This is a genomic window from Wolbachia endosymbiont of Rhagoletis cerasi, from assembly GCF_018454475.1.
GTDB lineage: Bacteria > Pseudomonadota > Alphaproteobacteria > Rickettsiales > Anaplasmataceae > Wolbachia > Wolbachia pipientis.
In genome coordinates, this window is record NZ_JADCNC010000015.1 from 14,398 (window position 1) to 37,521 (window position 23,124).

A 23,124-nucleotide genomic window follows, 5' to 3' on the forward strand; every position below is an offset into this window, starting at 1 on the left:
ATAAATTGCGCTATAGACTTAGATAATATGCTTAATATAGGAGGCTTATATGACTACTAAAAAAACAGTATCATTTGATGATATAGATGGAAATACTTATGAATTAATCATTGATTCTAAAAAGTTACCAAATGGACTATCTAGTGCTATTGAAGGTATAAGGCGTACTGGCAAGAAAAACCAGAGGTCTAACTTTACAAACGAAACAGGTAATAAGAACGATCTTAGCAGATTACCGGAAATATTTGATGCCATGGATCGTACTAGTAACTGGTGGCCTGTCTTTGCAGGCGATAAGAAGACTCAGAAGCCTGAAAGTGTGCCTTCCCCTAGAGATCTCGTAATCAACTTTGGAGAAGGACGTGAATTTTATAACACAAAATCTTCAAATCGTCAAAGTTCAAATCCATTTATTCCAGCTTTAAACAAGATAGAGCCGAGTGCAATTGAAAATGCAGAATTGATATGGTTTAAAAATGCAGTGGTAAAGGTAAAAAGTGTAAGTGAACTGAACAAAGTTGTAGATCAAGCACTACATGCTGGAATCAGGATAAACGCATATAGTGAAGGACAGACGAGTTTTGCTGATGCAGTAATATTGAAAATGCTTTCGATCCCATGCAAAGAAAATGAGAAGGAAGATATAATATGTGAATTGATGCTAAGTGGAGCAATGTTCAGTTACGATCTATTGCAGGATAAGCGAATAAGTGAAGTTCATAACAAACTGTATCAAGAGGTTCGTCCACAGATAGATAAATGGCTTAAAGAACTGAGAGAAGTCGGTGAAAGTGCTATTGAAAATGAAGGGATCGTAGAAGATGTCGGAATAGATAACAAAACATTTTTTATGAAATTTTCTGAGAATAGCAAAGTAAATGTTGCAAGAGTATTAGAAGGTACAAAAAATTTAGGTCTAACCACAGGGGAGGTAAAATTAGGAGGTGATATTATAAAAATGGGTAATAGTGAAGTTGAAGTCAGAAGTGGAAAAGGAGGTGAAAGAAATTACACCGATATATCTGACAATAGTGCTTTTGAGATAACATTTCCCACAAGCATTGGTGGCTTAAGAATTGAAGTATACCATAATGCAGAAAATGACCATCAAGTACAGGTCAGAGTAGCAGATACAGAAATGTGGTCTGAACTACAAAAAGGAGGTGAAGTAATAGGAAAAGGTTGCCTTTTTGGGGGAATGACGGTCAAAGAAGCGGTAGAAAAAGGAAGTTTTGTTAGGGATGGCAGATGGAGTAAAGAGAAGGTTACAGAAGAAATAAAGGCAGTTAGTAATAATTGCTCAAGTGAAGCATTGTCTTTGTGGGTGGATAGGACATGTGGAGGTAGTAAAGAAACCTTTAAGCAACGTTAAACAATAAGGGAGGGAGGTTTTGCTTCCCTTCTTTATCTGCAGCCACAAAATTGCAAGCTCTTCCAACAAATAAAAGCGCTTAAGCTAAATTTAATCTTTTAGTAAAGTAGGTTATAGCAAAAAGCCTATTAACAGGATATATATGTTTATTTCTGTGAAACCGCTGCGGCATGGCAAAGCATACTACTACTATCTCCATAAGATACAAAATAGCGCAAAAAATAAGAAGCTGGAGGCTAAAGCGAGGATATACCCTAAAAGATCTAGCAGATAAAACAGGTATAAACTATCATACGCTGCGAAGATATGAACAAGGGATATGTGGCATTCCAGATGAAGAATTACAAGTTATAGCAGATGCATTATCAGTTAGTTTGAGTGATCTACTTCCTAGACAAAAAGTACTCAAAGAAAACAGTTGTTTTGATAAAAGTAAGATCCAATGGATGTACGATTTCATAGGAAAATACACAAAAACAAGGGGGCGAGAATCACGTAAAGCGATTTATGCATTAACCAAATCTATTCGAGCTGAAGAGGAAAGTGATGTAAAAGCAGCAAGAGTAAGAATGGCGGAGAATATGCTGGAGGCAGGATTTGCTACTGATATAATCTACCGAGCAACAGGCTTATCAACTGATGAATATGATAATGAAGAGGAAAAAGGTTCTAAGCGTCGAAGCAAAAGACAAGAGATGAAAAAGTGGAGAATAATACAAGGGTGTACGCAAGAGGAATTAGCAAAAGAGCTTGGTGTAGGAGGTCCACAGGTACATTACTATGAACAAGGGAGCACCATGTTCGGTGAAAGGTTATGGGAAATAGCGAGAAAATTGTCAGTGGATGCTAAGGATCTGGTGCTTAAATCAAAGGAAGAAGACTGCTGTGAAGACGAAGATGGTGAAGGAGAAAAAGAACTATTAAGTTGGGTGAGAGAGTCTAAAAAAATTAGCAATCAAGAATCACGAGATGAACTGGATACATGGGTAGAATTTTTATCCCAAAGAAGGCAAATTTACAAAGAAAAGATTGATAAAGTAGAGTCAATCAAGGTTGCGAATAATCTACTTATACTAGGTGTTTCTATTGATGATATTTCTCAAATAACTAGCTTGACTGCAGAGCAACTTGAAACCCAAATAGGCATCCATAGCAAGAATTTCATATAGAGCTTATGGATACGTGGAAAAAAATAATAGACTTTGGTAAAATTTTATGATACAATATGTGTGGTTGTTTTTGTAAATAAAGTATGGTTTCAAAAAAAGCTAACAATAACACAAAGTGTACTACAAGGTGTAAAATAGCACAAAAAGTAGAAAATTATATGCCAATGCGAGGGTATACTCAAAAGGGCCTAACAAATAAAATCGTAGGTGCCATTCTTAAAAAGTAGATACAAGAATTGATCGAGAAGGGTTTATTCTTCTCCCAAGATTAATTTATTAAATTTTTCCTCAGTTAAAATTTTCACACCCAGTTCTAAAGCCTTTTTATATTTAGCTGACCCAGGTTTTTCACCGGCAATCAACCAATCCGTCTTATTGGATATTTTGTCACTCACTCTTGCACCTACGGATTCAGCTTCTGCTTGCATCTCCTTTCTCTCCCTTGACAGCTTGCCAGTAAAAACCACCATTTTACCGCTAAGAGGGGAATTACTAACATTAGCACTTACAGGCTCAATCTTTAGTTGAGAAGCAAGATTCTTTACCATTTCAACATTATCCTCATCAGAGAAAAATTCCTCCAAGGAAGTTATGGTCTCTTCGCCTACGCCTATTATGCTCATTAATTCTTCTTCATCAGCAGAATACCAATTTTCATATGAGCCATAATGTTTTGCTAGTAATTTTGCTACATGTGGTCCGACGTATCGAATCCCTAGAGAAGATATAAATCTGTCAAGGGTTATGGTTTTTCTACTATTGACAGAATTCAATAGATTAGATACGGATTTCTCAGCCCATCCATTTAGCTCGCTTAAGTTAAATTTTCTAAGTTTTTTTTCGAGAGCAAAAATATCAGATATTTTCCTTATCAAACCAAGGTCATAAAAGAACTCCACTTGTTTACCGCCAAAACCTTTAATGTCAAGGACTTCCACAAAATGTTTTAACTTTCCTATTCGCTGTGCTGGGCAATCATTTCCTCCAGAACATATAGCTATAGTTCCCCAGTCATCAACTCTACTGCCACATTCCGGGCAAATATCAGGAAAAACAAACTTTGGTGCTCTTCGAGAACGAGCGTTTTTGTCTACTGCCACAATCTTAGGAATAACATCACCAGCTCGAGCTACTACCACTACGTCTCCTTCCTTTATATCTTTACGCTCAATTTCATCCTTATTATGCAAATTTACCCTTGTAATGAGAACCCCTCCTATATTTATTGGAATTACTTTTGCAACCGGATTCAATTTACCCGTTTTGCCTACTTGTATTAATATTTTAACTATCTTAGTTTTTCCTTGAGCTGCAGGAAATTTATGAGCTATGGCCCATCTAGGAGCTTTGTTGGTATTTCCGAGACGATTTTGTAATGTTAAATTATTTACCTTTAAGACAACTCCATCAACATCATAACCCAATTCATGGCGATTATCATATATTCTATTATAAAACTCCAGGATTTCGTCAACGTTTTTTGCTAAACACTGATGCTCATTTACGCAGAATCTAAGCTTTTTCAGCTTATTCAATACTTCAGATTGGGTCCTTTCTGTTCCGCCGATCAAAGAATAAGCAAAGTACTTCAGTGGTCTGCTAGCAGTAACTTCTGGATTTAGTTGTCTTAATGAACCGGATGCTGTGTTGCGCGGATTTGAAAATTGATTATCCTTATTTAACTTCAGAAAGTCATCATTTCTGATATAGACTTCCCCTCTGATTTCCAATCTACCCTTTATGTCAGGTAAAACTTGGGGAAAATCCTTTATGGTTGAGATATTGTGAGTGATGTCTTCTCCCACAAAACCATCACCGCGCGTTGCAGCTTTAATGAGCACACCATCTTCATAAATTGCAGTGAAAGCTAAACCGTCTATTTTCAGCTCACAAACTATTTCCAGTTCATGTACATTTAGAAGTTTTCTAAGGAATTCTTCAACTTCTTTTTTGTCATAAGCGTTAGCCAATGAGAGCATAGGCACGACATGTTGTACTTCTGAAAACCTTTCATCAGGTGCAGCACCTACAACCTTTATACCTGCTTTTCTTACCAACTCATCATACTCTGCATCAGTGATTTCTGGTTTGTTTTTCCGATAGTATAGCTCGTTGTGGCGTTTTATTTCCTTTTGTAGTTTTAATGTATTTTCAGTCATAATTTTTACTTCAACCACTGTTTCAGTATACAGCGTCAATCGTGAATCAATTATTAACTCGCGCACTCGTTTTGCTAGAACTTTACAAATAAAATCTTTAAATTGCCACTACTTTTATATTGAATAGATAATATTTAAATAAAAATAGGAAAGTATTTAATATAGATGTCTATTATTTGGAAACTTGTTTAGGTTCTTCTTTTATTGATTCGATCGATACATCTTGAATTTCTTCTTCTGGCTTAGCTAGAGTTGACTCTTCTTTAGATTCTGCTGCTAATTTGCGTTGTTTGATAAATTTCTTTAGTGTTTTGACTGCGATAAAGTTAATACTGAAAACACATGCAGAAGTTATGGCTAATGCTGGCAAGGGAGCTAAACTGAATGTTGGTAAAATTGCCACGATTGTAGCAGATGTTAGTAAAAATGCTAGTCTCTTGCTCCCGATTATCTTGTTTTTCTTAACCTTTATCGGGTTTAATTTTTTTATTTTCCCTTTTAGCTTTTTGAAGCCTTTTTTGAACACGTTGCCCTTTTTCAGCTCTTTTTCTACGGGTTTTGCTTTCTTCGTTTTTAAGCTTTTTATTTTTTCTTTTATTCCTTTTTTATCTTTTTTGACATTTTCTACTTTAGAGGTCTTCTGCTCTAGTGCCACAATTTCAGAGAGCGGTTTTGGCTTATCGTTTGAAATTTTAGCTTCTTGCCCCTTATACCAACTCTCATTGTTGGCCAGTCAAATAGGAGACATTGCAGAGTTGTTTAATTGTGGAGCTGGCAAGAGAAGTAATAAATTTGCACAAAGCACCCTCAAGCAGAGCAATTGTATCGTATATTTTATTGCGCAAAATGTTCTGTTTTATATATAACCAAAGCCTCTCAACAGGATTTAGCTCAGGTGAGTACGGAGGTAGGTATATAATATCGATATTTTTAGGTACCTTTAAATTTTTTGACCTATGCCAACTAGCACAATCCATAACAAGAAAAGCCTCTCGTGTTTCTAGATATTGCGACATCTGCTCAAGAAATATGTTCATGCAATCAGTGTTGACATTTGGTGCAAATAAGCTAGAACTCTCTCCATTTCTAGGATTAACCGCACTATAGAGATAGAAATTTTGCCTACCTAATTTTGTTTTAACCTGTGTTCTAATCCCCTTTTTAAACCACCCATGTCCAACCTTTGAATGTGTGCCAAACCGTGATTCATCAAAGAAAAATAGCTCTTTTTCTGGATACTTGCTAATAGCTCCATTGAGATTTTTTTTTGAATTCCTCTTGTTTGCTTTTATCTTGTCCATTATGAACTGGTCTTGGTGTAATATATGAGAATTTCATCTTTTGCATATAGCGGTGTACTGTAGATTTGCTGATATTTAATCTGAACTTTTCCTGGATTCTTATTCTCATTTCTTTAATGGTAATATTAGGATTTTCTTCTATCCACTCTTCAATTTGCTGTAGTTGAACCTGATTTAATTTAGTTTTTCTACGGCGTTGTGGAGGAGCAAACAGTTTTTCTTCTCTGCCAAATTTCAAGAGTTTTACCCACGAAGTTAGTGCGCTTCTTGAAATGCAATATATTTTTGCTACAGCCGTTATACTGTACTTTTTTGCTGCAATTACAGCATTTAGTTTTTTTGAAACATATGCATTATTCCTTACTTTCTTCAGCATTTCTTTTGCTGATTCTACTACTTTTTCATCCAATAATTTTGATCTTAATGCCATTTATACCTCAACTATTTTACTTACTTCATTATGGCTTTTCTTCCATCTTTGTCCATCTGTTTGCCGTGTAATGGGAATTGGTATCAGGTTCATCCTGATAGGCTGTTTGGATGCTTAAATTCTTGAAAGCCTGTATGGCAAATCTTATACCTTGCTTTAGAAAAAGCTTGCTTTGAGGGTACATGTCAATGGCTCCATAAGTTCACATTCTATTCCCAAACTTTTTTTAACTAACTTTAAAATCATAGAAAATACTGTCGAAAAAGGAAGTTTTCTTGTTCGTGTAAAACTCAACACAATGGATTTTCTGAAAAGTTTTCGAGTATATTGCATTTTTAATTTGTAGAATAAGGTTTTTTCCTTTTTGCATGTTTCACCTAAAAAAGACACATTTTAAACTTTTTTGTTGCAATAAAATAGAAACAAAAGTGCTGTTTCTTGCACTCTTTGGATAATTTAATGATAAAAAATTTAGAGAGAAATTTTATACACTATCGCTGATATTTTTCCTTAAGTTGATGCCATTGCCTGAACACTTACCTAATGATGAAGCTATCGAAAACATAGCAAAGAGACTTCAAAAATCTATAGACGATGCAAAAAAGCACAAGGTCATGTTTAGTGTTGATGTATTCCAAGGAGAAAAAAGTCATCAATAATAGATTATTCGATACTGATCTTATACCACCTCATGGAGCAAGATAAAAATGTTACTGAGACTGGAAAAGAAAAACTACGGCCTCTTATGTTAGAAATGTTTAATCTAGTTTCAACAGGCACTGATGTGAGCCAAGAAGTTCGGAGATTATTGCCAGAAGATATACTGAAAGAACGCGGCGAATATTTGTCACGTCTAAAACAAATTGTAAGTGATAGTATTGAAAATGACAAAAAAAAAGAAATTGTAGTAGAAAGAGATAATAAATTTTATTATGTACAGTGTCCAGAAAAAAGTGTGATCACTCCTGCAAAATTTATGAACTCCCCGGAATTTAAGGACTTAGAATATGGTGCATTGCGAATAGGAGAAGGAGATAATCTAATCTGAATAAAAAGCTGGCAATATCATGATATGCAAGGCAAAGTAAAAATGACCTTTAGGGTAGGCGATGAAAAGATCGAAATGATTTTATCTTCTGAAAAAGCTGAAAGTTTTGGTAAAATAATGGTACATATGGATGACAAAAGTTGTGAAATCTTCTCAAAGTACCTAAAAGAGCTAGAAAAAGAACCTCGTATAAGCAAGGTTGTTGAAGCTGCTAAAAGTTTTGCACAAACAAAAAGCAGTGCAGTTAGTCCACCTCTTTCTAATATGAAAAGTGTTGACACATCGCAACATTTTCAAAGTAGTGACCATGAATCACCAGAGCATTAACAATTATCATACATACATTGTTGCATATAGCAATAGTGTATGTGTATAGTTAGTAGGGTTTGTAAACTTAATAAAGTCTACAACTAATTTGAAAACTACTTTATTGTATGCAAGACTTTAAAATACTAGAAAATCTAAAAACCAAAGCACTAGAAGCTGAAAAAGGAGGCGGTTCTGACAGGATTACCAAACAACATGAAAAAGGGAAATTAACTGCTAGAGAAAGGCTCAGTATATTGCTCGATGAAAGTTCTTTTGCAGAATACGATAAATTCGTAAAACATCATGCAAATGATTTTGGCATGCAAAATGCTAATTTTTTAGGTGATGGGGTAGTGATTGGTCATGGTACTATTTATGGCAGAAAAGTTTTTGTTTATTCTCAGGATTTTACTGTCTTTGGTGGTTCACTTGGTGCGTCACATGCAAAAAAAATATGCAAAATTATGGATATGGCAATTAATGCCAGAGTTCCAATTATCGGACTAAATGATTCTGGTGGAGCCAGAATTCAGGAAGGAGTAAATTCTCTTGCTGGTTATGGAGAAATTTTTCAAAGAAACGTAAATGCATCGGGTGTTATACCACAAATTTCTTTAATTATGGGCCCATGTGCAGGAGGTGCAGTTTATTCCCCAGCATTAACTGACTTTACTTTCATGGTGAAAAACAGTTCATATATGTTTATAACCGGGCCAGATGTAGTAAAAAAGGTTACCTACGAAGATGTAAGTTTCGAAGACCTTGGTGGAGCAAAAATTCATACAAGCAAAACAGGAGTAGCGGATTTTGCATTCAATAATGATGTTGAAATACTGCTAAAAATGCGTGAATTCTTTACTTTCTTACCAGCAAATAATCAAGAATCACCGAAACCTAAATCAACCTGTGATTCAGTTAATGATATTGATGAATCCTTAAACACTCTAATTCCTACCAATCCTAATACTCCTTATGATATGTATGAACTCATTGAAAAAGTTTGTGATGGAAGGAATTTCTTTGAACTGAAACCTGATTTTGCTCGTAATATCATAACTGGTTTTGGTAGAATTGAAGGAAACACTGTCGGTATTGTTGCAAATCAACCTATGCACCTTGCAGGATGTTTGGATATTGATTCTTCAAGAAAAGCTGCGAGGTTTGTAAGGTTTTGTGACGCATTTAGCATTCCCATTATCACACTTATTGATGTTCCGGGGTTTTTGCCGGGTACAAATCAAGAATACAATAATATAATACAACACGGAGCGAAACTGCTTTACGCTTACGCTGAAGCGACCGTGCCGAAAATTAGCCTTATCACTAGAAAAGCGTATGGTGGTGCATACATTGTTATGAATTCGAAACATCTAAAAGGTGATATAAATTATGCCTGGCCAACCGCTGAAATAGCTGTGATGGGCCCTGAAAGTGCAGTTGAGATTATATTTCGACATGAAAAAGATCAGCAAACGTTAATCAAAGAATATAAAGAAAAATTTGCTAATCCATTTTTTGCTGCATCACATGGATACATTGATGACATTATAGTGCCAAGTAAAACAAGGTATCACTTTTGTAAAGCATTAGAGCTACTCAAAAACAAGAAGGTAGAAAGGATATGGAAAAAGCATGACAACTTACCTCTGTAACTTTCTTCTAAGCCTTGCTTACAAGTTATGCAATATTATAAGTATAATCAGTGTGCCGTTACCAAGACTCGAACTTGGGACCTCGTCATTACCAATGACGTACTCTACCACCTGAGCTACAACGGCAAGTTTATATATTATGATAATGAATAACACAAAAAAGAATAAGGAAAAAGAAGAGGAGAAAAAAAGATTAGCGAAAGCTTTAAAGCAAAATATTTTGAAAAGAAAAAAGCAGCAACAGAGTAGACAGAGAACCCTTTCAAAACTCGTTTGTGGTGAGGAATTTTTAGGAGAAAGCACCGCAGAATACTCGAATGTATTTGAGAACGACAAAATTACCATCAGAAACTTAAGTTTTGAAGGAGGTATCATGCCAGAACTACCGGAAGTGGAAGTAATCTCTAATTTTTTGCTTGATAAAATTAAAAACAAGCAAATCAGTAATGTTATAGTGAATAATTGGAATTTACGTGCCCCAATAACAAAAAATATTGATGATATGCTAAAGGGCAAAGTCATACGCAACATCAAGCGTAGAGGTAAGTATACCATCTGGAATACAGATGGTAGTGTGGCTGTAATCATACATCTTGGCATGAGCGGAAAGCTTATATATGCTGACCACGATCAAATGCGGAATAAGCATGATCACGTGGTATTTTTATTTTCTGACAATACTTCAATAATTTTTAATGACCCAAGAAGATTTGGATTAGTTATCGTTTTAAATAAAGAACAAGAAACGGATTTTTTTAGCGATTTTGGAATAGAGCCCCTCACGGATGAATTCAGTGGAGACTATTTACAGGAGTTGCTGAAAAACAAAAAAGTGAATATCAAATCAGCGTTAATGGACAATAAATCAATAGTTGGCGTAGGCAACATATATGCTTCTGAGAGCTTGTTTAGAGCCCGTATATCACCACTCAGGTCAGCAAAAAACTTGACCTATAGAGAGTGCGAAAAACTTGCTGCTGAAATAAAAAATACTCTGAGTGATGCAATTGCTGCAGGTGGTTCAACACTGAAAGATTATGCACAGCCATCTGGATCTGCTGGATACTTTCAAAATAACTTTTACGTATATGGTAAAGTTCAAAAACCTTGCAAGATTTGCAATAATATCATAACACTTATACGACAAAATGGCCGTAGCACTTATTTTTGCAACGCGTGCCAGAATTAAGATTTTATTTTTTGATATGATATTTTCACTTGAAAAAGATCCATTTGATTTGTTTTCAAAGTGGTACAAAGCAGTACTTAATTCTCCGTGTGAACAACCAACTGCAATGACGCTAGCAACTTGTAGCAAAGACTGTATTCCATCTGCAAGAGTGGTATTACTAAAGGAATATAGCAAAGAAGGTTTTGTGTTTTTCACTAACGTAAACAGTAAAAAAGGGAAAGAATTGACTGAGAACCCCAAAGCTGCGTTAGTGTTTCATTGGATAGAATTTGCTAGGCAAGTGCGAATTGAAGGAGAGGTTAAACTTCTAAACGATGAAAGAACTGACAAATACTTCTCTTCTCGAGCGCTGGGTAGTCAAATTAGCGCATGGTGCTCAAAACAATCGAGCATTCTGAAAGATTGGCAAGATTTTGAGCAAGCTATAAAATTGAAGGAAAAAGAATTTCACAATACACAAGTTTCTCGTCCTGATTTTTGGGTGGGATTTTGCGTAATCCCAAAAGTAATTGAATTTTGGCAAGAAGGTGAATATAGGAAGCATATTAGATTTAGATACACCCTTGTTGAGGGAAGCGATTGGAAAGTGGAACAATTATATCCCTAGCTACATTCGTTATTGCAGACCCTTCTTAATTTACCATTGAGAATTGGATGACACCCTACTAATCCGAATTCTGGATTAAGGATAAAAAAGAGCAAAAATATCAATAACTTATAATTTTATAGCTAAAGTGACTTAGGTTTACCGATAATTTGAAAAACAACAAATTCGTCATTCCGCTACTTGTTAGCGGAATCTATGCTGAGATACCGCGGCGGTATGACATAGGAAACCTTTCTTGGGTTAGCTATAGAAGGTTAAGAATTTTTCATTGGACAGGCTTCTTATACTTTTGGTGAGGTTAAATTTTGAAGTGAAATTTTTAATAAACAGCAAATAAACAAGTTTATCAAAAAAAGAGTTAAATGTTAGGGTTTTCAGCATTCCGGACAATTTAAAATCAACCTGGGATGGAGGAAGTTAGTGGCGGTCACATACTCTTTCATCACAATGATAAAGAAGCTTACCTTTATCTCTGACGTATTTTAAAGGAATTTTGGGATTATTGATGTCTGTACCACCAGTATCATGCCATTTCTTTTCCCATGTAATATAATATGGTTCAAGGTCTTGCGGCGTTAATTTATATATTTCTTTTAGCTCTATTCCTTCATAAATAGCAAATATCCAATCCACCTTTCGGTATTTTGCAATTATTGTAGGATTCATATGATGATGAGTAGAGAAGCTTTTTGTAAGAAGAGCATTTACTGATTTAAGCTCATATTCATTACCATACTCATCAATGGCATCATTTCCCTCGCGTGCTGGAAGAATAGTGAGTCCAGTTAGTAATAAGACTTGTAGGATTTTTCCGCCGTTGTCCTGAAAGATATCATTTATACCATGCTTAACAGCAAACTCTTGATACTTCCGTATATGAGGAAATATATCTTTCAGACATTTTCTGTCTTGATCCTGATCTAGAAGTGCAGTAGGTTCAACACCAAGGGCATCTGCTATGCGCTCAACATTATCTATAGAGATATTTCTCTCACCACGTTCAACGGAGCCTATATATGTTCTGTGTAATTCACATAAATCAGCAAGAGTTTCTTGGGAAAGCTCTTTTATATTTCTTATTCTTCGTATATTCTGGGAAAGAAGTAACCGCAGAGGTTGTTTTTTTATTTTTGTCATCTTTGTAAGATAATAGTTGACAATTATAAGTCTACAGACTATAAGTATCTTCCATATGGTACATATATTGGAAAAATTTAAATTTAATAATAAACCTACATATACTACAGATAGGGGAGCTGCATATTGTGGAGACTCTCTTAACCTATTGCCGCAATTACCAGACAATAGCTTAGATCTTGTAATAACCAGTCCACCGTTTGCTTTGCAAAGAAAAAAAGAATACGGAAATGAATCCCAAGCCGAATATGTTGCCTGGCTTGGTCAATTTGCAAAATTAGTACATAGCAAACTCAAAGATACAGGCAGTTTTGTACTTGATCTAGGTGGAGCTTATGAAAAAGGCGTGCCATCCAGAAGTTTATATAATTTTAGAGTGCTTATGCATTTCTGTGATGATATAGGCTTCTTCCTTGCAGAAGATTTCTATTGGTATAACCCTTCTAAATTGCCAAGTCCAATTGAATGGGTAAATAAGAGAAAAATCAGAGCAAAAGATTCTGTTAATACAGTATGGTGGTTCAGCAAAACTGAGTGGCCTAAAGCAGATGTCACAAAGGTGCTAGTGGAATACAGTGGTCGCATGAAAAAACTTATCGAGAACCCAAAGGCTTATTATACTCCAAAAGAACGACCATCAGGACATAATATTGGTAGTAGCTTTGGTAAAGATAATGGAGGAGCTATTCCATCAAATCTTTTGCAGATTCCCAATTCAGAGTCTAACAGCCAGTATCTTGCTGCATGTAAGGAACTAGGTGTAAAAGAGCATCCAGCTCGATTCCCTGCTAAATTACCTCAATTTTTTATTAGGTTTCTAACACAACCAGGTGACGTTATTTTAGATATTTTTGCTGGTTCTAACACAACAGGTTTTGTATGTGAGCAAGAAGACCGCTACTGGTTAGCATTTGAAGAAAATAGAGAATATCTTGCTGTATCTGCTTTTAGGTTCTTAGAAAAAGAATGCTCAAAAAAAGAGTTGGCAGTTATTTATCAATGCATTATTCGTGGTAAAGAGCCTGTATTAAAGACTAAGCAGTCTATATTGGATATTGAGTTCACTCAGCAGTCATTAGTAGTTTAGTTATGCTCTTTGTTCATGGTTTTCCCGTTTTGAGCAATAATTTTTTATATAAGCATTTTTGTTGCCTATCCTCAACACTTTCCACATTAGTGTTACTAGCAGAAGTTACTCTTAAATGTTTGTTCATGTTAGCTACAAATGTTAAGAAATTTACCAAATAAAAAAAAGGCAAAAGAAGCCCCGGTTACTATCTATTTTCAGTATTGGCGTTTTTTAAGTCTTAAACGCTGCAATTTAGCTGCTTTTAAATGCAACTCACCTTAGTTTAAATGTTTAAAAAATTTACTAAGCAGAAAAAAAGACAAAGAATCCCCGGAGTGGCTAGTTATTCCACTCTTTATTTTAAAATTTGACGTTGGGTGATGTCTTAAACGCTTTATAAGCGCTTTTCAGCTTACGTGGGTAAAAACCCAAAATTTTTATAAAGACATAGTATGCACATAGTGCAAAAATTAAACAATAGTACGCCAAATACAAGTCTTCTTGTCGTTTTAACTTGCACAGATTGGGAAGTTAAATAATATAGCTTCAGTTTCATGATAAGGGGGCTGGCGAAGGGTGTCAAGTAGTTTCTACCCGAAACCACAATATTCGCACAGTTGGAAAATGGTTGCGGGAGTAGGATTTGAACCTACGGCCTTCAGGTTATGAGCCTGACGAGCTACCGAGCTGCTCCATCCCGCGTCGTTGCTTATTTAGTTATTATATATACAAATAATGAAAAAAGAAAAATAAAATTTCACCACATGCAAATATCGACACACTTATTAACTTTTCTTGACATAATAGTTAGTTATATACGTAACAATCTGCGCAATGAACAATATAACTTGATACTGTGGTTTCCTGTTTTTCAGTGTGTAGGAATTCTAACCTATTTTTCCCTAAGTTTTGAACCAAGCTGCATATCTATTTTTCTTTTGCTTTTACCCACACTAATTTTGATTGCAATATTGTATAAAAGGTACGCGATATTGTGTATCGCTTTAATTGCAGTGCTCATAGGATTTACAGCTAGTAAATTAAGAACAGCTTTAGTTGATACTCAAATTCTTGATAAAGAGAGATATGTAAAAGATATCGTTGCCACAGTGAAGGATATTAACGACAGGGGCTCATATAAACAATTTCTGCTTTCTGTTGAAAAATCCCCTACTATCTCAAAATCCTCTCCTGTCATCCCAGCGCCCCCTTTTGTCATCCCAGTACTTGATACTGGGATCCAGAAAAAAAAGATATGGATTCCAGCGTCACGCGCTGGAATGACACCGGATAGAGCTCTAGATAACATCAGAATATCAGTTAGAACCAAAGTGGAAAAAGGCATTAAAATAGGCGATCAAGTAAAATTATCAGCAAAACTCTTCCCTCTAAAGATTGCGCCCTCGGAGTATGCATACGATTTTGCAAGAATAGCATATTACCAGAAAATAAGTGCAACAGGCTTTGCAACAAGCAAAATAGCCCTGCACAAAAAGGCTGAAGCAAGGAAATTTCAAGAATATATAGAATCTTTCCGTCAATACATTTATGAAAACCTGCAGCAAAATATCAAGAAACCACATGCGGATATAATCTCTGCATTACTGATCGGTAAAAAAGATGGCATAGATCAAAAAACTATGGACGCGATACGAGATTCAGGTATAGCACATTTGTTTGCCATATCTGGTTTGCATTTATCATTCGTTGCTGGTCTGTTTTTTGTAGTGTTTCGTAATTTATTCGCAATATCTGAAACTTTGACTCTTAAGTATAACACCAAGAAAATATCTGCATTCCTTACTATCTTGCCAACCACGTTTTATTTGTTGATTACCGGTATGCAAATTTCTGCTCAGCGTGCCTACATCATGGTGATTTTAGTACTCGTTGCAATAATGATAGGGAGAAAATATCGAGGGTTAATAGCAATTGCGTTTGCCGCTTCAGTGATACTTATCATAGAACCAGAAGCAATTTTAAAGCCAGGCTTTCAGATGTCATTTTCTGCTGTTTTGGCACTGGTTGCCAGTTATCAGATCAATGCCAACAAATTATTCAAAATAAAAATAATGAAATATTTTGTGTCGATAATGATCAGCTCAGTAATAGCAAGTTTAGCAACTGTTCCGTATACGATATATAATTTTAATTATTTTTCAATTAGTGGCATTATCACAAATTTAGTTGCTATACCAATAGTTACATTAATTATTATTCCACTTGGAATAATTTATGTCTTATTGATTCCTTTAGGTATTGAATGGATTATAGCGCCATTTATAGAGCGCCCAATTGACAGTATCTTGTATATAACAAATGCAATCGCTAGTCTTCAGTATTTGGTTATTCCCATTCGCACTTTTCCTGCCTCATCAATTATTATAATAACATTTGGGTTATTGTGGCTGTGCTTGTGGGAAAGAAATTGGCGTTTTTTGGGATTTTTTTTTATTGTACTAGGTATTTGCTTTAGCGCTGCATATAAAACCCCCGACATCCTAATAAATGCTGATAATGTTACTGTAAAAGAAAGTGATAACTTATACCAATTCCCATTACACGGCAAACAGATGGACAAAGATGGAAGAAAAGCCATAATGAAGTAAGTAAAATAGTTGAGGTATAAATGGCATTAAGATCAAAATTATTGGATGAAAAAGTAGTAGAATCAGCAAAAGAAATGCTGAAGAAAGTAAGGAATAATGCATATGTTTCAAAAAAACTAAATGCTGTAATTGCAGCAAAAAAGTACAGTATAACGGCTGTAGCAAAAATATATTGCATTTCAAGAAGCGCACTAACTTCGTGGGTAAAACTCTTGAAATTTGGCAGAGAAGAAAAACTGTTTGCTTCTCCACAACGCCGTAGAAAAACTAAATTAAATCAGGTTCAACTACAGCAAATTGAAGAGTGGATAGAAGAAAATCCTAATATTACCATTAAAGAAATGAGAATAAGAATCCAGGAAAAGTTCAGATTAAATATCAGCAAATCTACAGTACACCGCTATATGCAAAAGATGAAATTCTCATATATTACACCAAGACCAGTTCATAATGGACAAGATAAAAGCAAACAAGAGGAATTCAAAAAAAAATCTCAATGGAGCTATTAGCAAGTATCCAGAAAAAGAGCTATTTTTCTTTGATGAATCACGGTTTGGCACACATTCAAAGGTTGGACATGGGTGGTTTAAAAAGGGGATTAGAACACAGGTTAAAACAAAATTAGGTAGGCAAAATTTCTATCTCTATAGTGCGGTTAATCCTAGAAATGGAGAGAGTTCTAGCTTATTTGCACCAAATGTCAACACTGATTGCATGAACATATTTCTTGAGCAGATGTCGCAATATCTAGAAACACGAGAGGCTTTTCTTGTTATGGATTGTGCTAGTTGGCATAGGTCAAAAAATTTAAAGGTACCTAAAAATATCGATATTATATACCTACCTCCGTACTCACCTGAGCTAAATCCTGTTGAGAGGCTTTGGTTATATATAAAACAGAACATTTTGCGCAATAAAATATACGATACAATTGCTCTGCTTGAGGGTGCTTTGTGCAAATTTATTACTTCTCTTGCCAGCTCCACAATTAAACAACTCTGCAATGTCTCCTATTTGACTGGCCAACAATGAGAGTTGGTATTACTATATTCTCTCACCAGGAAAAATAGGAACTTTGTTGTCAAAACATGGGCGAAGCAAAATGGGCAGAACCAAATTTTGAATCATAAAAAATACAATAACTCAGATAAAAGGCTAAAGTGTAACGATTATGGCTGCATATATAATAAAGGAAATAATAAATTAGTGCTGCTAGCTTATAAAAAAGAAGATATTTCAGAAAATTGTGATAAAGTTGATTTAACAATTCAATTAAGTGAGTTTGACTATTCAGCTTGCAACACTAAAATTATTAAACATGCTGATCTAGAAACGTATGGCACACATTCTGTTTGGTTAACAAATCGTTACGTAAAGATTAATACAGTGCGCTCCAATAGGCCTTGGCACATGTTGAAAAATTAAGAAACTTGATTTTAAGGTTTGGTTAATGTATACCTAAATAAGTTTAAATTAGAAAAATGTTATGGTTACAGACACTAAAGATCCTTTCAAAGACTATTTTGATTTTTTAGGATTTAGAAAACTTTCTGACCAGCCCAGTAGAATTTTGAGCTCTATAAGAAAGTATTCTGGTACTATATCGATAGCAAGTACCATTGCTACTCTTATAGCATTTACTGCCTTTTCTATTCAGCCTGTTACAGTAAGTATTGCTGGGTTTGCGTTCACGCCAGCACCTCTTGCCTTTATTCCTCTTATAGTTCTCTTATTTACTGCTGTTATAAACTTTATAAATACACAAAAAATAAAAGAGAATGAAATAGATAAAAAAATAGGAAACTATCAAGTTGATGAACAGTACAGCCAGATTGCTCAAGAAGCTAAAAAAATTGAAATTGTAACAAATTTAGATAAAAAGGGGGAAAAGCTTTCAATAGTTTTACCAATTTCTAAGACGCAGAGAGAAATACTAGAAGATATAGAAGCAGAAAATAGAAATAGGATTCTCTTGTTTACTGGATCATATGTATTTGGTACTATTATAGTAGTTTCAGCAATATCACAATCCATTAATGCTCCAATAATATTAATAGCTTTATTAGTCGCTATTCTTTTATGCATCATATCAACACTTAGCAATCTAATAAGTAATAGCGTGGATCATGAAAATCATACTATTAGAAAACACAGTTCTTTAGGTCTTCTATTTCCATACTGGTCTGGAAAGGGCATGGTTGTATCAGTAGTAGAAAATAAGCTTGGTAAAAGGGAAAATGAACTAATATCTCTAATGAAAAAACTACTTAGTCCGCTTTGCAACTCATTTGACAGTAACCTTAAAAAAGCTTGCGATTTACTTGATAATAGTCTTTTAAAGCCTGCAAATATTAACATTAAAGAAACGCTTGATCACCTAAAAAAAATCAGAGAAGACATCAAAAAAGATTTAGATTGGCTACATGCAGAAATTTCAGAAGTTTTAAACAACACTAAAGAATTGACAAAAAAAGCACATTCACTAGATATTGAAGGTACTTTTTCTAGGTTAGAGAATGCTATTAAAATTGCTGAAGATAAAATTGAACGATTTGAACCAAGCCGCTTTGTAGGCTGGCTTCAATCAACTACGCAGTCTAATAATAACGAGTTCCTTAGCATGCTAAAAAAGTTAAAAGAGGATACAGAAAAGGAAAAAACGGAATTGAAGAAGCAATTAAACGTAGTAAGGAATGAATTAGAAGAAATAAAAAAGAAGCAAGCTCAACCAAGTACGCCTGATTTAGAAGCTAACAATGGAAATAATACTAATAAATTATTAGTATTAGAAAATAAAGTCAAAGAACTACGTGACACAGTTAGAAAGTTAGAGCTGGAAGCAGAACAAAATAAGCTGCAGCAAAAGAAGGAAAAGTTAGAGCAAAAAAAATCTGAACAAGAAAAAACAGATGAATGGAAAGAAAAAATCAACGGCAAACCAAGTGACTTTCTATATTATTTATTAGAATCTATTAAGCTGGAAGAAAAAGATAATAAAGAAAAAAAGGTTGAGGCAACATTACGAGATTTTGATAATAAAGTTACAATCTACTGGAAAGATGGCTCTCAAACAATTTGCCATATTAAAAAACAAGGTGATCTGCAAATTGAGTCTAGTGCAACAATGTTTACAGACCCAAATGTTCAAGCAGCATGGGAAATGGCGCGGGGTAAATCACTATAGATCACTCAATAATAACCTTAAGTGTTAATAATGATAAAGAGAAATTAAGGTTAGACACCTATATAGCTGAAAAATGCAACATATCACGCAGCAAAGCGCAAAGATTGATACAAAATGAGCAGGTGAAATTACTTGGCATACCGATAATTAATAATGATCACATAGTAAAACCAGGTGAAGAGTATATAGTACATCTCGTTCAACCTGACATATCCACATCAATTGAGCCTAATTATGACATAAAACTTGATATCGTCTATGAAGATGAGGACATTATAGTTCTGAGTAAACAAAGTGGATTAACAGTGCACCCAGGTGCTGGGACAAACAATGATACGCTTTTGAACGCAGTTATCGCTCACCTTGGTAAAATCCCATATACCCATGTAAGACCAGGAATTGTTCATAGACTCGATAAAGATACCAGTGGGCTAATGGTAATTGCAAAAAATGAGGAAGCCCATGGTTTTTTGTCTGAATTGTTATCAAATCGTAAAATAAAGCGGGAATACTTAGCAGTAGTTTGGGGAACATTATCTTCCCAGCAGGGAACTATAGAAACTAACATTGCTCCAAAGCGTGGTAATAAAGAAATGATGTGTGTTACAAAAACAACGGGCAAATTAGCAATCACTCACTATTTAGTGCAAAAAGTTATAGGACAAGTAAGCCTCGTTAAATGCACTTTAGAGACAGGCAGAACACACCAAATTCGAGTCCACATGAGCCACATAGGACATTCCATAGTTGGTGACCAAGTTTATGGGAAAAATAGTAGTAAAAGCACAAAATATGCTAAAAACTCTAGTTTTATTCGTAATTTCAATAGACAAGCACTACATGCTTATACACTGGGCTTATATCACCCCAAAAGTAAGGGATACATGGAATTTGTCTCTGATTTACCGCAAGATATAAAAACTTTAATTGGTGAGTTTGACAACATATCTTAATAACATTCGTATTAACCTGTCAATATTATCATCCATGTTATCAGGAAGTTAATTAATGAAAGAAAAACTGCTGCACTACCTAGATCTTTCACCTTTTTTGAAAGTATGTGTTGTTCACTGGAAATACGCTCAATTGTCGTTTCAAAAGCAGTGTTAACAATTTCCACAATTAACACCAGGAATAGGCTGCTTATCATTACTGCACGTTCTAGATTACTTACATCCAAAACAAACAAAATTGAGACACATACTATAAAAAGCAGTAACTCCTGTCTGAACGCAATTTCTGATATAAAAGCTGATTTTATTCCTTCACAAGAGTATTGAATTGCTTTTATTAGACGAATAATGCCCTTCTTCATTATTATTCACAAAACCCTTTAATCAAAATTTTAACTCATTTGGATTTGCTACACCCTATAACATTTTTATCATTTGTTCACCCTATTGGTTTTGAAATTAAGATTTACTGCAACTACAATAAGTACTCTTATCATCACATTTTGGTGTTAAGTCGGGATAGAACGTGAGTATAGCATCATTCTTTCTTACAAACACTGATTGATAATCGTCATCTTCCATTTTATACAGGCACATTCCATCCTTTCCTAATTCCTTAAACGCCTTAGTTGCAGAAATTAAAATATCATCAGCATGAAGGTTATATGCGTATCCATTTGGGCATTTAACTTTCACTTCCCCATCCTTACCTAAATATTTCATTCCAAATGTATAAACTGGCGGCTTAATATCTGATTTATTGCATAGGGACTTATCATTCCAAATTGCACCTGCCCATTTATCTTCTTGAGCTTCAACATATCTACCTACAAAATGCATGCCACCTAATTTATCGTTTGGCTCACCACAAAAAATATGTCCAAACCCTACAGTTTCTTTTTCACTTCCACTATTTGTAAACCAAATGTTAGCCAGCTCATCTTTAAATAACTCCAAATCCGCATCTGGTGTGACAATTTGATGATCAAGCTCATCATATATTCCTTTCACTACTTCTTGATGCTGCGGACAACTAAGTAAAATTTTGAAATCTTCTTTATCTGGATGTGCTCCCCAATCTCCACAAACTTTCAACACTCCTCTATCGAAGTCAGTTAATTCTGGAAACGGTGGTATATAACCTGGTTGTGAACTGAAAAATGGTTCAAAATTGACCTCAACATTTTCTTCTACATAGCCGGTGTGAAAATAATGATCCATAATATAAAAAATAAACCCTATTATTGGTATTATTAAACACAAAATTAGTTTAACTGTCTTCGACATAATCACGTTCACAAAAAAGCTAGCTTACAAGAAACAATTTAAAAAAGTTTTAATCTAATCATTTTTGCAGAGCAGCAACTCCTGGCATTTCGTCACCACCCAGCCAACTTAAAAACGCTCCTCCACCAGTGGAAACACATGTAAAATCCTTATCGGTAAGGCCTGCAGCGCTTATTGCAGATAGACTATCACCTCCCCCTATTATGCTGGTTAACTTTCCTTTGTGCGTTAAGTCACTTACGACTTTCATTACCCCTATTGTACCATTTGCAAAAGCTGAATGTTCAAAAACACCAATAGGTCCATTCCACAGCAGAGTCTTACTGCTCGCTATTATACTGTTTATTGTACTCAAAGTTTGTGATCCGATATCCAAAATTATATCACCGTCCAAAATGGACTCAGTTTTTCTTGAAATACTAGTGCTGTAATCAGAGTTTACTGCAACCAGAACGTCTTCTGGCACAACTATTTTGCAATTGTTTTTATTTGCTGTTTCAACAATATTATGTAGAAGGTCGTCAACACCATTTTGAAAGAAAGATTTCCCTATATTTACTTTGCTAAATGACAAAAAATTATTGGCTATTGCACCACCTAGAACTAGGTAATCAACCTTTTCTGTTAGCTTCATAAGCACTTTTATTTTAGTTGATATTTTAGCTCCCCCAACTATCGCAGTAATAGGTTTAGCTTTAAACGATACAGCTTTTTCAAGACACTTTAGCTCATCTTGTAAGCAAAATCCCGCGTAGGAAGGTAAAAACTCTGTAATGCGTGAAATAGAAGCGTGAGCTCTGTGAGAGCAAGAAAATGCATCATTGACATATGTATCCGCCAGAGATGCTAATTGTCTGGCAAAGTTTGCATCATTCTCCTTTTCACCTTCATAAAATCTTAGATTCTCCAGTAATATTATATCTCCTGCATCCATAGCACTCACTGCTTTTTGCACTTTTTCACCAACGCAATCATCAATGAATTTCACTTTTTTATTTAGTAACTGTGATAAAGTGTCAATTATATTTTTTAGCGACAGATTATTGTCTCTAGCCTTTGGGCGTCCAAAATGCGATATAATAATAATCTTTGCACTCGCATTCACTAAATACTGAATAGTAGGCAATGCTCTCAAAATACGAGTGACATCACGAATTTCTCCATCTTTTATAGGAACATTGAAGTCAACTCTAAGTAAGACGGCTTTATTGTGAAGATCACAATTTTCTATACTAGGTATGTTCATTACAAAATTGAAGCTATAAAGTCACTATACAGCAGTTTGATCTAAAGTAAAGTTTTAAGCTTACGAACGTTTAAGGAAATTTGCATGCCAAACGCTTGACACTGGAACCTTATCGTCATGCCGCTGCGAACCGTCATACCGCTGCGGCGCTAACAAGAGATCCCGCTAACACGTAGCGGGATGACGAATATATCGCCGCGGTATCTCTTAGCAGCTAACAAGTAGCGGGATGACGATTGTCAGGGTGTCATCCCAGCACCCCTATGATGTCATTTAAGTAGCTGACACTGGTTCCTTTATGATGGCAGTGCCCCTATGGTGTCATTCCAGTGCTTGACACTGGAATCCAGCCTTTCCATAATCATCAAAACATTGTATTTTAACGTAAAACAGCTATTTT

At 35.0% G+C, this 23,124-nt stretch carries 20 protein-coding genes, 2 tRNA genes and 2 pseudogenes; 14 read left to right on the top strand and 10 right to left on the bottom strand.

The genetic code is table 11. The annotated features are described in order from the left end of the window. Positions 1 to 49 precede the first annotated feature (49 nt). Positions 50 to 1,372: a hypothetical protein gene (locus INQ25_RS05585; RefSeq protein WP_213863266.1), complete on the top strand. Its 1,323-nt coding sequence runs from the start codon at positions 50 to 52 to the stop codon at positions 1,370 to 1,372. A gap of 170 nt (positions 1,373 to 1,542) precedes the next feature. Then, the gene (gene wmk / locus INQ25_RS05590; RefSeq protein WP_213863267.1) at positions 1,543 to 2,541 is read left to right on the top strand and encodes a WO male-killing family protein Wmk; all 999 of its coding nucleotides are present in this window, start codon (positions 1,543 to 1,545) and stop codon (positions 2,539 to 2,541) included. Positions 2,542 to 2,792: 251 nt separating this feature from the next. Here the strand turns inward: wmk and ligA are convergent, their stop codons facing one another. The 4 genes and pseudogenes from ligA to INQ25_RS05610 form a co-directional block, all read right to left on the bottom strand. Beyond that, positions 2,793 to 4,700 (bottom strand): NAD-dependent DNA ligase LigA, encoded by a 1,908-nt coding sequence (gene ligA / locus INQ25_RS05595; protein WP_174515770.1) that lies wholly within the window; start codon positions 4,698 to 4,700, stop codon positions 2,793 to 2,795. Between the two features lie 172 nt (positions 4,701 to 4,872). After that, a complete protein-coding gene (locus tag INQ25_RS05600; RefSeq protein ID WP_213863268.1) occupies positions 4,873 to 5,355 on the bottom strand; it encodes a hypothetical protein in 483 nt (160 codons plus the stop codon). Positions 5,356 to 5,419: 64 nt separating this feature from the next. Next, a protein-coding gene (locus INQ25_RS05605; protein WP_094745768.1) for an IS630 family transposase occupies positions 5,420 to 6,431 on the bottom strand; the annotation gives its coding sequence in 2 pieces (ribosomal slippage) (positions 5,420 to 5,968 and positions 5,970 to 6,431; 1,011 coding nt in all). Positions 6,432 to 6,513: 82 nt separating this feature from the next. Continuing rightward, positions 6,514 to 6,801 (bottom strand): annotated as a pseudogene (locus INQ25_RS05610) (IS4-like element ISWosp8 family transposase); the annotation flags it as partial. Between the two features lie 148 nt (positions 6,802 to 6,949). On the opposite strand from INQ25_RS05610, the gene INQ25_RS05615 reads away from it, so the two are divergent. The 4 genes from INQ25_RS05615 to INQ25_RS05625 all read left to right on the top strand — a co-directional run bounded on the left by INQ25_RS05615 (position 6,950) and on the right by INQ25_RS05625 (position 9,440). Then, positions 6,950 to 7,090 (top strand): hypothetical protein, encoded by a 141-nt coding sequence (locus tag INQ25_RS05615; RefSeq protein WP_167884945.1) that lies wholly within the window; start codon positions 6,950 to 6,952, stop codon positions 7,088 to 7,090. A gap of 32 nt (positions 7,091 to 7,122) precedes the next feature. Further along, on the top strand, positions 7,123 to 7,479 hold the full coding sequence (locus INQ25_RS06520; protein WP_227738564.1) for a hypothetical protein: 357 nt from the start codon (positions 7,123 to 7,125) through the stop codon (positions 7,477 to 7,479). Between the two features lie 24 nt (positions 7,480 to 7,503). Then, positions 7,504 to 7,806 (top strand): hypothetical protein, encoded by a 303-nt coding sequence (locus INQ25_RS06525; protein WP_231115838.1) that lies wholly within the window; start codon positions 7,504 to 7,506, stop codon positions 7,804 to 7,806. 107 nt (positions 7,807 to 7,913) lie between these two features. After that, complete coding sequence (locus INQ25_RS05625; RefSeq protein WP_213863269.1) at positions 7,914 to 9,440, top strand: acyl-CoA carboxylase subunit beta; 1,527 nt, start codon at positions 7,914 to 7,916, stop codon at positions 9,438 to 9,440. Positions 9,441 to 9,493: 53 nt separating this feature from the next. On the opposite strand, the gene INQ25_RS05630 is transcribed toward INQ25_RS05625, so the two are convergent. After that, a tRNA-Thr gene (locus INQ25_RS05630) sits at positions 9,494 to 9,566 on the bottom strand. A gap of 247 nt (positions 9,567 to 9,813) precedes the next feature. Here INQ25_RS05630 and mutM point away from each other — a divergent pair. Continuing rightward, positions 9,814 to 10,629, top strand: a complete 816-nt coding sequence (gene mutM, locus INQ25_RS05640) for a bifunctional DNA-formamidopyrimidine glycosylase/DNA-(apurinic or apyrimidinic site) lyase (RefSeq protein WP_010963068.1) — start codon at positions 9,814 to 9,816, stop codon at positions 10,627 to 10,629. Between the two features lie 16 nt (positions 10,630 to 10,645). Next, positions 10,646 to 11,239, top strand: coding sequence for a pyridoxamine 5'-phosphate oxidase (gene pdxH, locus INQ25_RS05645; RefSeq protein ID WP_022626142.1), 594 nt, complete (start codon positions 10,646 to 10,648; stop codon positions 11,237 to 11,239). Between the two features lie 417 nt (positions 11,240 to 11,656). Here pdxH and INQ25_RS05650 read toward each other — a convergent pair whose 3' ends face one another. Then, positions 11,657 to 12,376, bottom strand: a complete 720-nt coding sequence (locus INQ25_RS05650; protein WP_213863270.1) for a helix-turn-helix domain-containing protein — start codon at positions 12,374 to 12,376, stop codon at positions 11,657 to 11,659. A gap of 55 nt (positions 12,377 to 12,431) precedes the next feature. Here INQ25_RS05650 and INQ25_RS05655 point away from each other — a divergent pair, with 55 nt between their 5' ends. Further along, a complete protein-coding gene (locus INQ25_RS05655; protein WP_213863271.1) occupies positions 12,432 to 13,463 on the top strand; it encodes a DNA-methyltransferase in 1,032 nt (343 codons plus the stop codon). 607 nt (positions 13,464 to 14,070) lie between these two features. Here the strand turns inward: INQ25_RS05655 and INQ25_RS05660 are convergent. Beyond that, a tRNA-Met gene (locus tag INQ25_RS05660) sits at positions 14,071 to 14,147 on the bottom strand. A 62-nt stretch (positions 14,148 to 14,209) separates the two neighbouring features. Between INQ25_RS05660 and INQ25_RS05665 the strand changes: the two genes are divergently transcribed. The 5 genes and pseudogenes from INQ25_RS05665 (at position 14,210) to INQ25_RS05685 (ending at position 20,191) form a co-directional block, all read left to right on the top strand. Further along, positions 14,210 to 16,054, top strand: a complete 1,845-nt coding sequence (locus INQ25_RS05665; RefSeq protein ID WP_246484110.1) for a ComEC/Rec2 family competence protein — start codon at positions 14,210 to 14,212, stop codon at positions 16,052 to 16,054. A 20-nt stretch (positions 16,055 to 16,074) separates the two neighbouring features. Next, a protein-coding gene (locus tag INQ25_RS05670; RefSeq protein WP_213863272.1) for an IS630 family transposase occupies positions 16,075 to 17,086 on the top strand; the annotation gives its coding sequence in 2 pieces (ribosomal slippage) (positions 16,075 to 16,536 and positions 16,538 to 17,086; 1,011 coding nt in all). Positions 17,087 to 17,095: 9 nt separating this feature from the next. Next, positions 17,096 to 17,479 (top strand): annotated as a pseudogene (locus tag INQ25_RS05675) (ComEC/Rec2 family competence protein); the annotation flags it as partial. A gap of 61 nt (positions 17,480 to 17,540) precedes the next feature. Then, on the top strand, positions 17,541 to 19,238 hold the full coding sequence (locus INQ25_RS05680; protein WP_213863273.1) for a hypothetical protein: 1,698 nt from the start codon (positions 17,541 to 17,543) through the stop codon (positions 19,236 to 19,238). Further along, complete coding sequence (locus INQ25_RS05685; RefSeq protein WP_213863277.1) at positions 19,229 to 20,191, top strand: RluA family pseudouridine synthase; 963 nt, start codon at positions 19,229 to 19,231, stop codon at positions 20,189 to 20,191. Before INQ25_RS05680 ends, INQ25_RS05685 begins: the two co-directional genes overlap by 10 nt. 11 nt (positions 20,192 to 20,202) lie before the next feature. Here INQ25_RS05685 and INQ25_RS05690 read toward each other — a convergent pair whose 3' ends face one another. The 3 genes from INQ25_RS05690 to INQ25_RS05700 all read right to left on the bottom strand — a co-directional run bounded on the left by INQ25_RS05690 (position 20,203) and on the right by INQ25_RS05700 (position 22,724). Beyond that, positions 20,203 to 20,553 carry a diacylglycerol kinase gene (locus INQ25_RS05690; protein ID WP_151807638.1) on the bottom strand — a complete coding sequence of 117 codons (351 nt, stop codon included), beginning with the start codon at positions 20,551 to 20,553 and terminating at the stop codon, positions 20,203 to 20,205. 97 nt (positions 20,554 to 20,650) lie between these two features. Next, positions 20,651 to 21,478 carry an EndoU domain-containing protein gene (locus tag INQ25_RS05695; protein ID WP_246484108.1) on the bottom strand — a complete coding sequence of 276 codons (828 nt, stop codon included), beginning with the start codon at positions 21,476 to 21,478 and terminating at the stop codon, positions 20,651 to 20,653. Positions 21,479 to 21,536: 58 nt separating this feature from the next. Then, positions 21,537 to 22,724 carry a phosphoglycerate kinase gene (locus INQ25_RS05700; RefSeq protein WP_213863275.1) on the bottom strand — a complete coding sequence of 396 codons (1,188 nt, stop codon included), beginning with the start codon at positions 22,722 to 22,724 and terminating at the stop codon, positions 21,537 to 21,539. Positions 22,725 to 23,124 lie beyond the last annotated feature (400 nt).

Coding starts and splice junctions, on each gene's coding strand:
- INQ25_RS05585 (WP_213863266.1), top strand. CDS start 50: ATGACTACTAAAAAAACAGTATCATTTGATGATATAGATGGAAATACT.
- wmk (WP_213863267.1), top strand. CDS start 1,543: ATGGCAAAGCATACTACTACTATCTCCATAAGATACAAAATAGCGCAA.
- ligA (WP_174515770.1), bottom strand. CDS start 4,700: ATGACTGAAAATACATTAAAACTACAAAAGGAAATAAAACGCCACAAC.
- INQ25_RS05615 (WP_167884945.1), top strand. CDS start 6,950: ATGCCATTGCCTGAACACTTACCTAATGATGAAGCTATCGAAAACATA.
- INQ25_RS06520 (WP_227738564.1), top strand. CDS start 7,123: ATGGAGCAAGATAAAAATGTTACTGAGACTGGAAAAGAAAAACTACGG.
- INQ25_RS06525 (WP_231115838.1), top strand. CDS start 7,504: ATGCAAGGCAAAGTAAAAATGACCTTTAGGGTAGGCGATGAAAAGATC.
- INQ25_RS05625 (WP_213863269.1), top strand. CDS start 7,914: ATGCAAGACTTTAAAATACTAGAAAATCTAAAAACCAAAGCACTAGAA.
- mutM (WP_010963068.1), top strand. CDS start 9,814: ATGCCAGAACTACCGGAAGTGGAAGTAATCTCTAATTTTTTGCTTGAT.
- pdxH (WP_022626142.1), top strand. CDS start 10,646: ATGATATTTTCACTTGAAAAAGATCCATTTGATTTGTTTTCAAAGTGG.
- INQ25_RS05650 (WP_213863270.1), bottom strand. CDS start 12,376: ATGACAAAAATAAAAAAACAACCTCTGCGGTTACTTCTTTCCCAGAAT.
- INQ25_RS05655 (WP_213863271.1), top strand. CDS start 12,432: ATGGTACATATATTGGAAAAATTTAAATTTAATAATAAACCTACATAT.
- INQ25_RS05665 (WP_246484110.1), top strand. CDS start 14,210: ATGCAAATATCGACACACTTATTAACTTTTCTTGACATAATAGTTAGT.
- INQ25_RS05680 (WP_213863273.1), top strand. CDS start 17,541: ATGGTTACAGACACTAAAGATCCTTTCAAAGACTATTTTGATTTTTTA.
- INQ25_RS05690 (WP_151807638.1), bottom strand. CDS start 20,553: ATGAAGAAGGGCATTATTCGTCTAATAAAAGCAATTCAATACTCTTGT.
- INQ25_RS05695 (WP_246484108.1), bottom strand. CDS start 21,478: ATGTCGAAGACAGTTAAACTAATTTTGTGTTTAATAATACCAATAATA.
- INQ25_RS05700 (WP_213863275.1), bottom strand. CDS start 22,724: ATGAACATACCTAGTATAGAAAATTGTGATCTTCACAATAAAGCCGTC.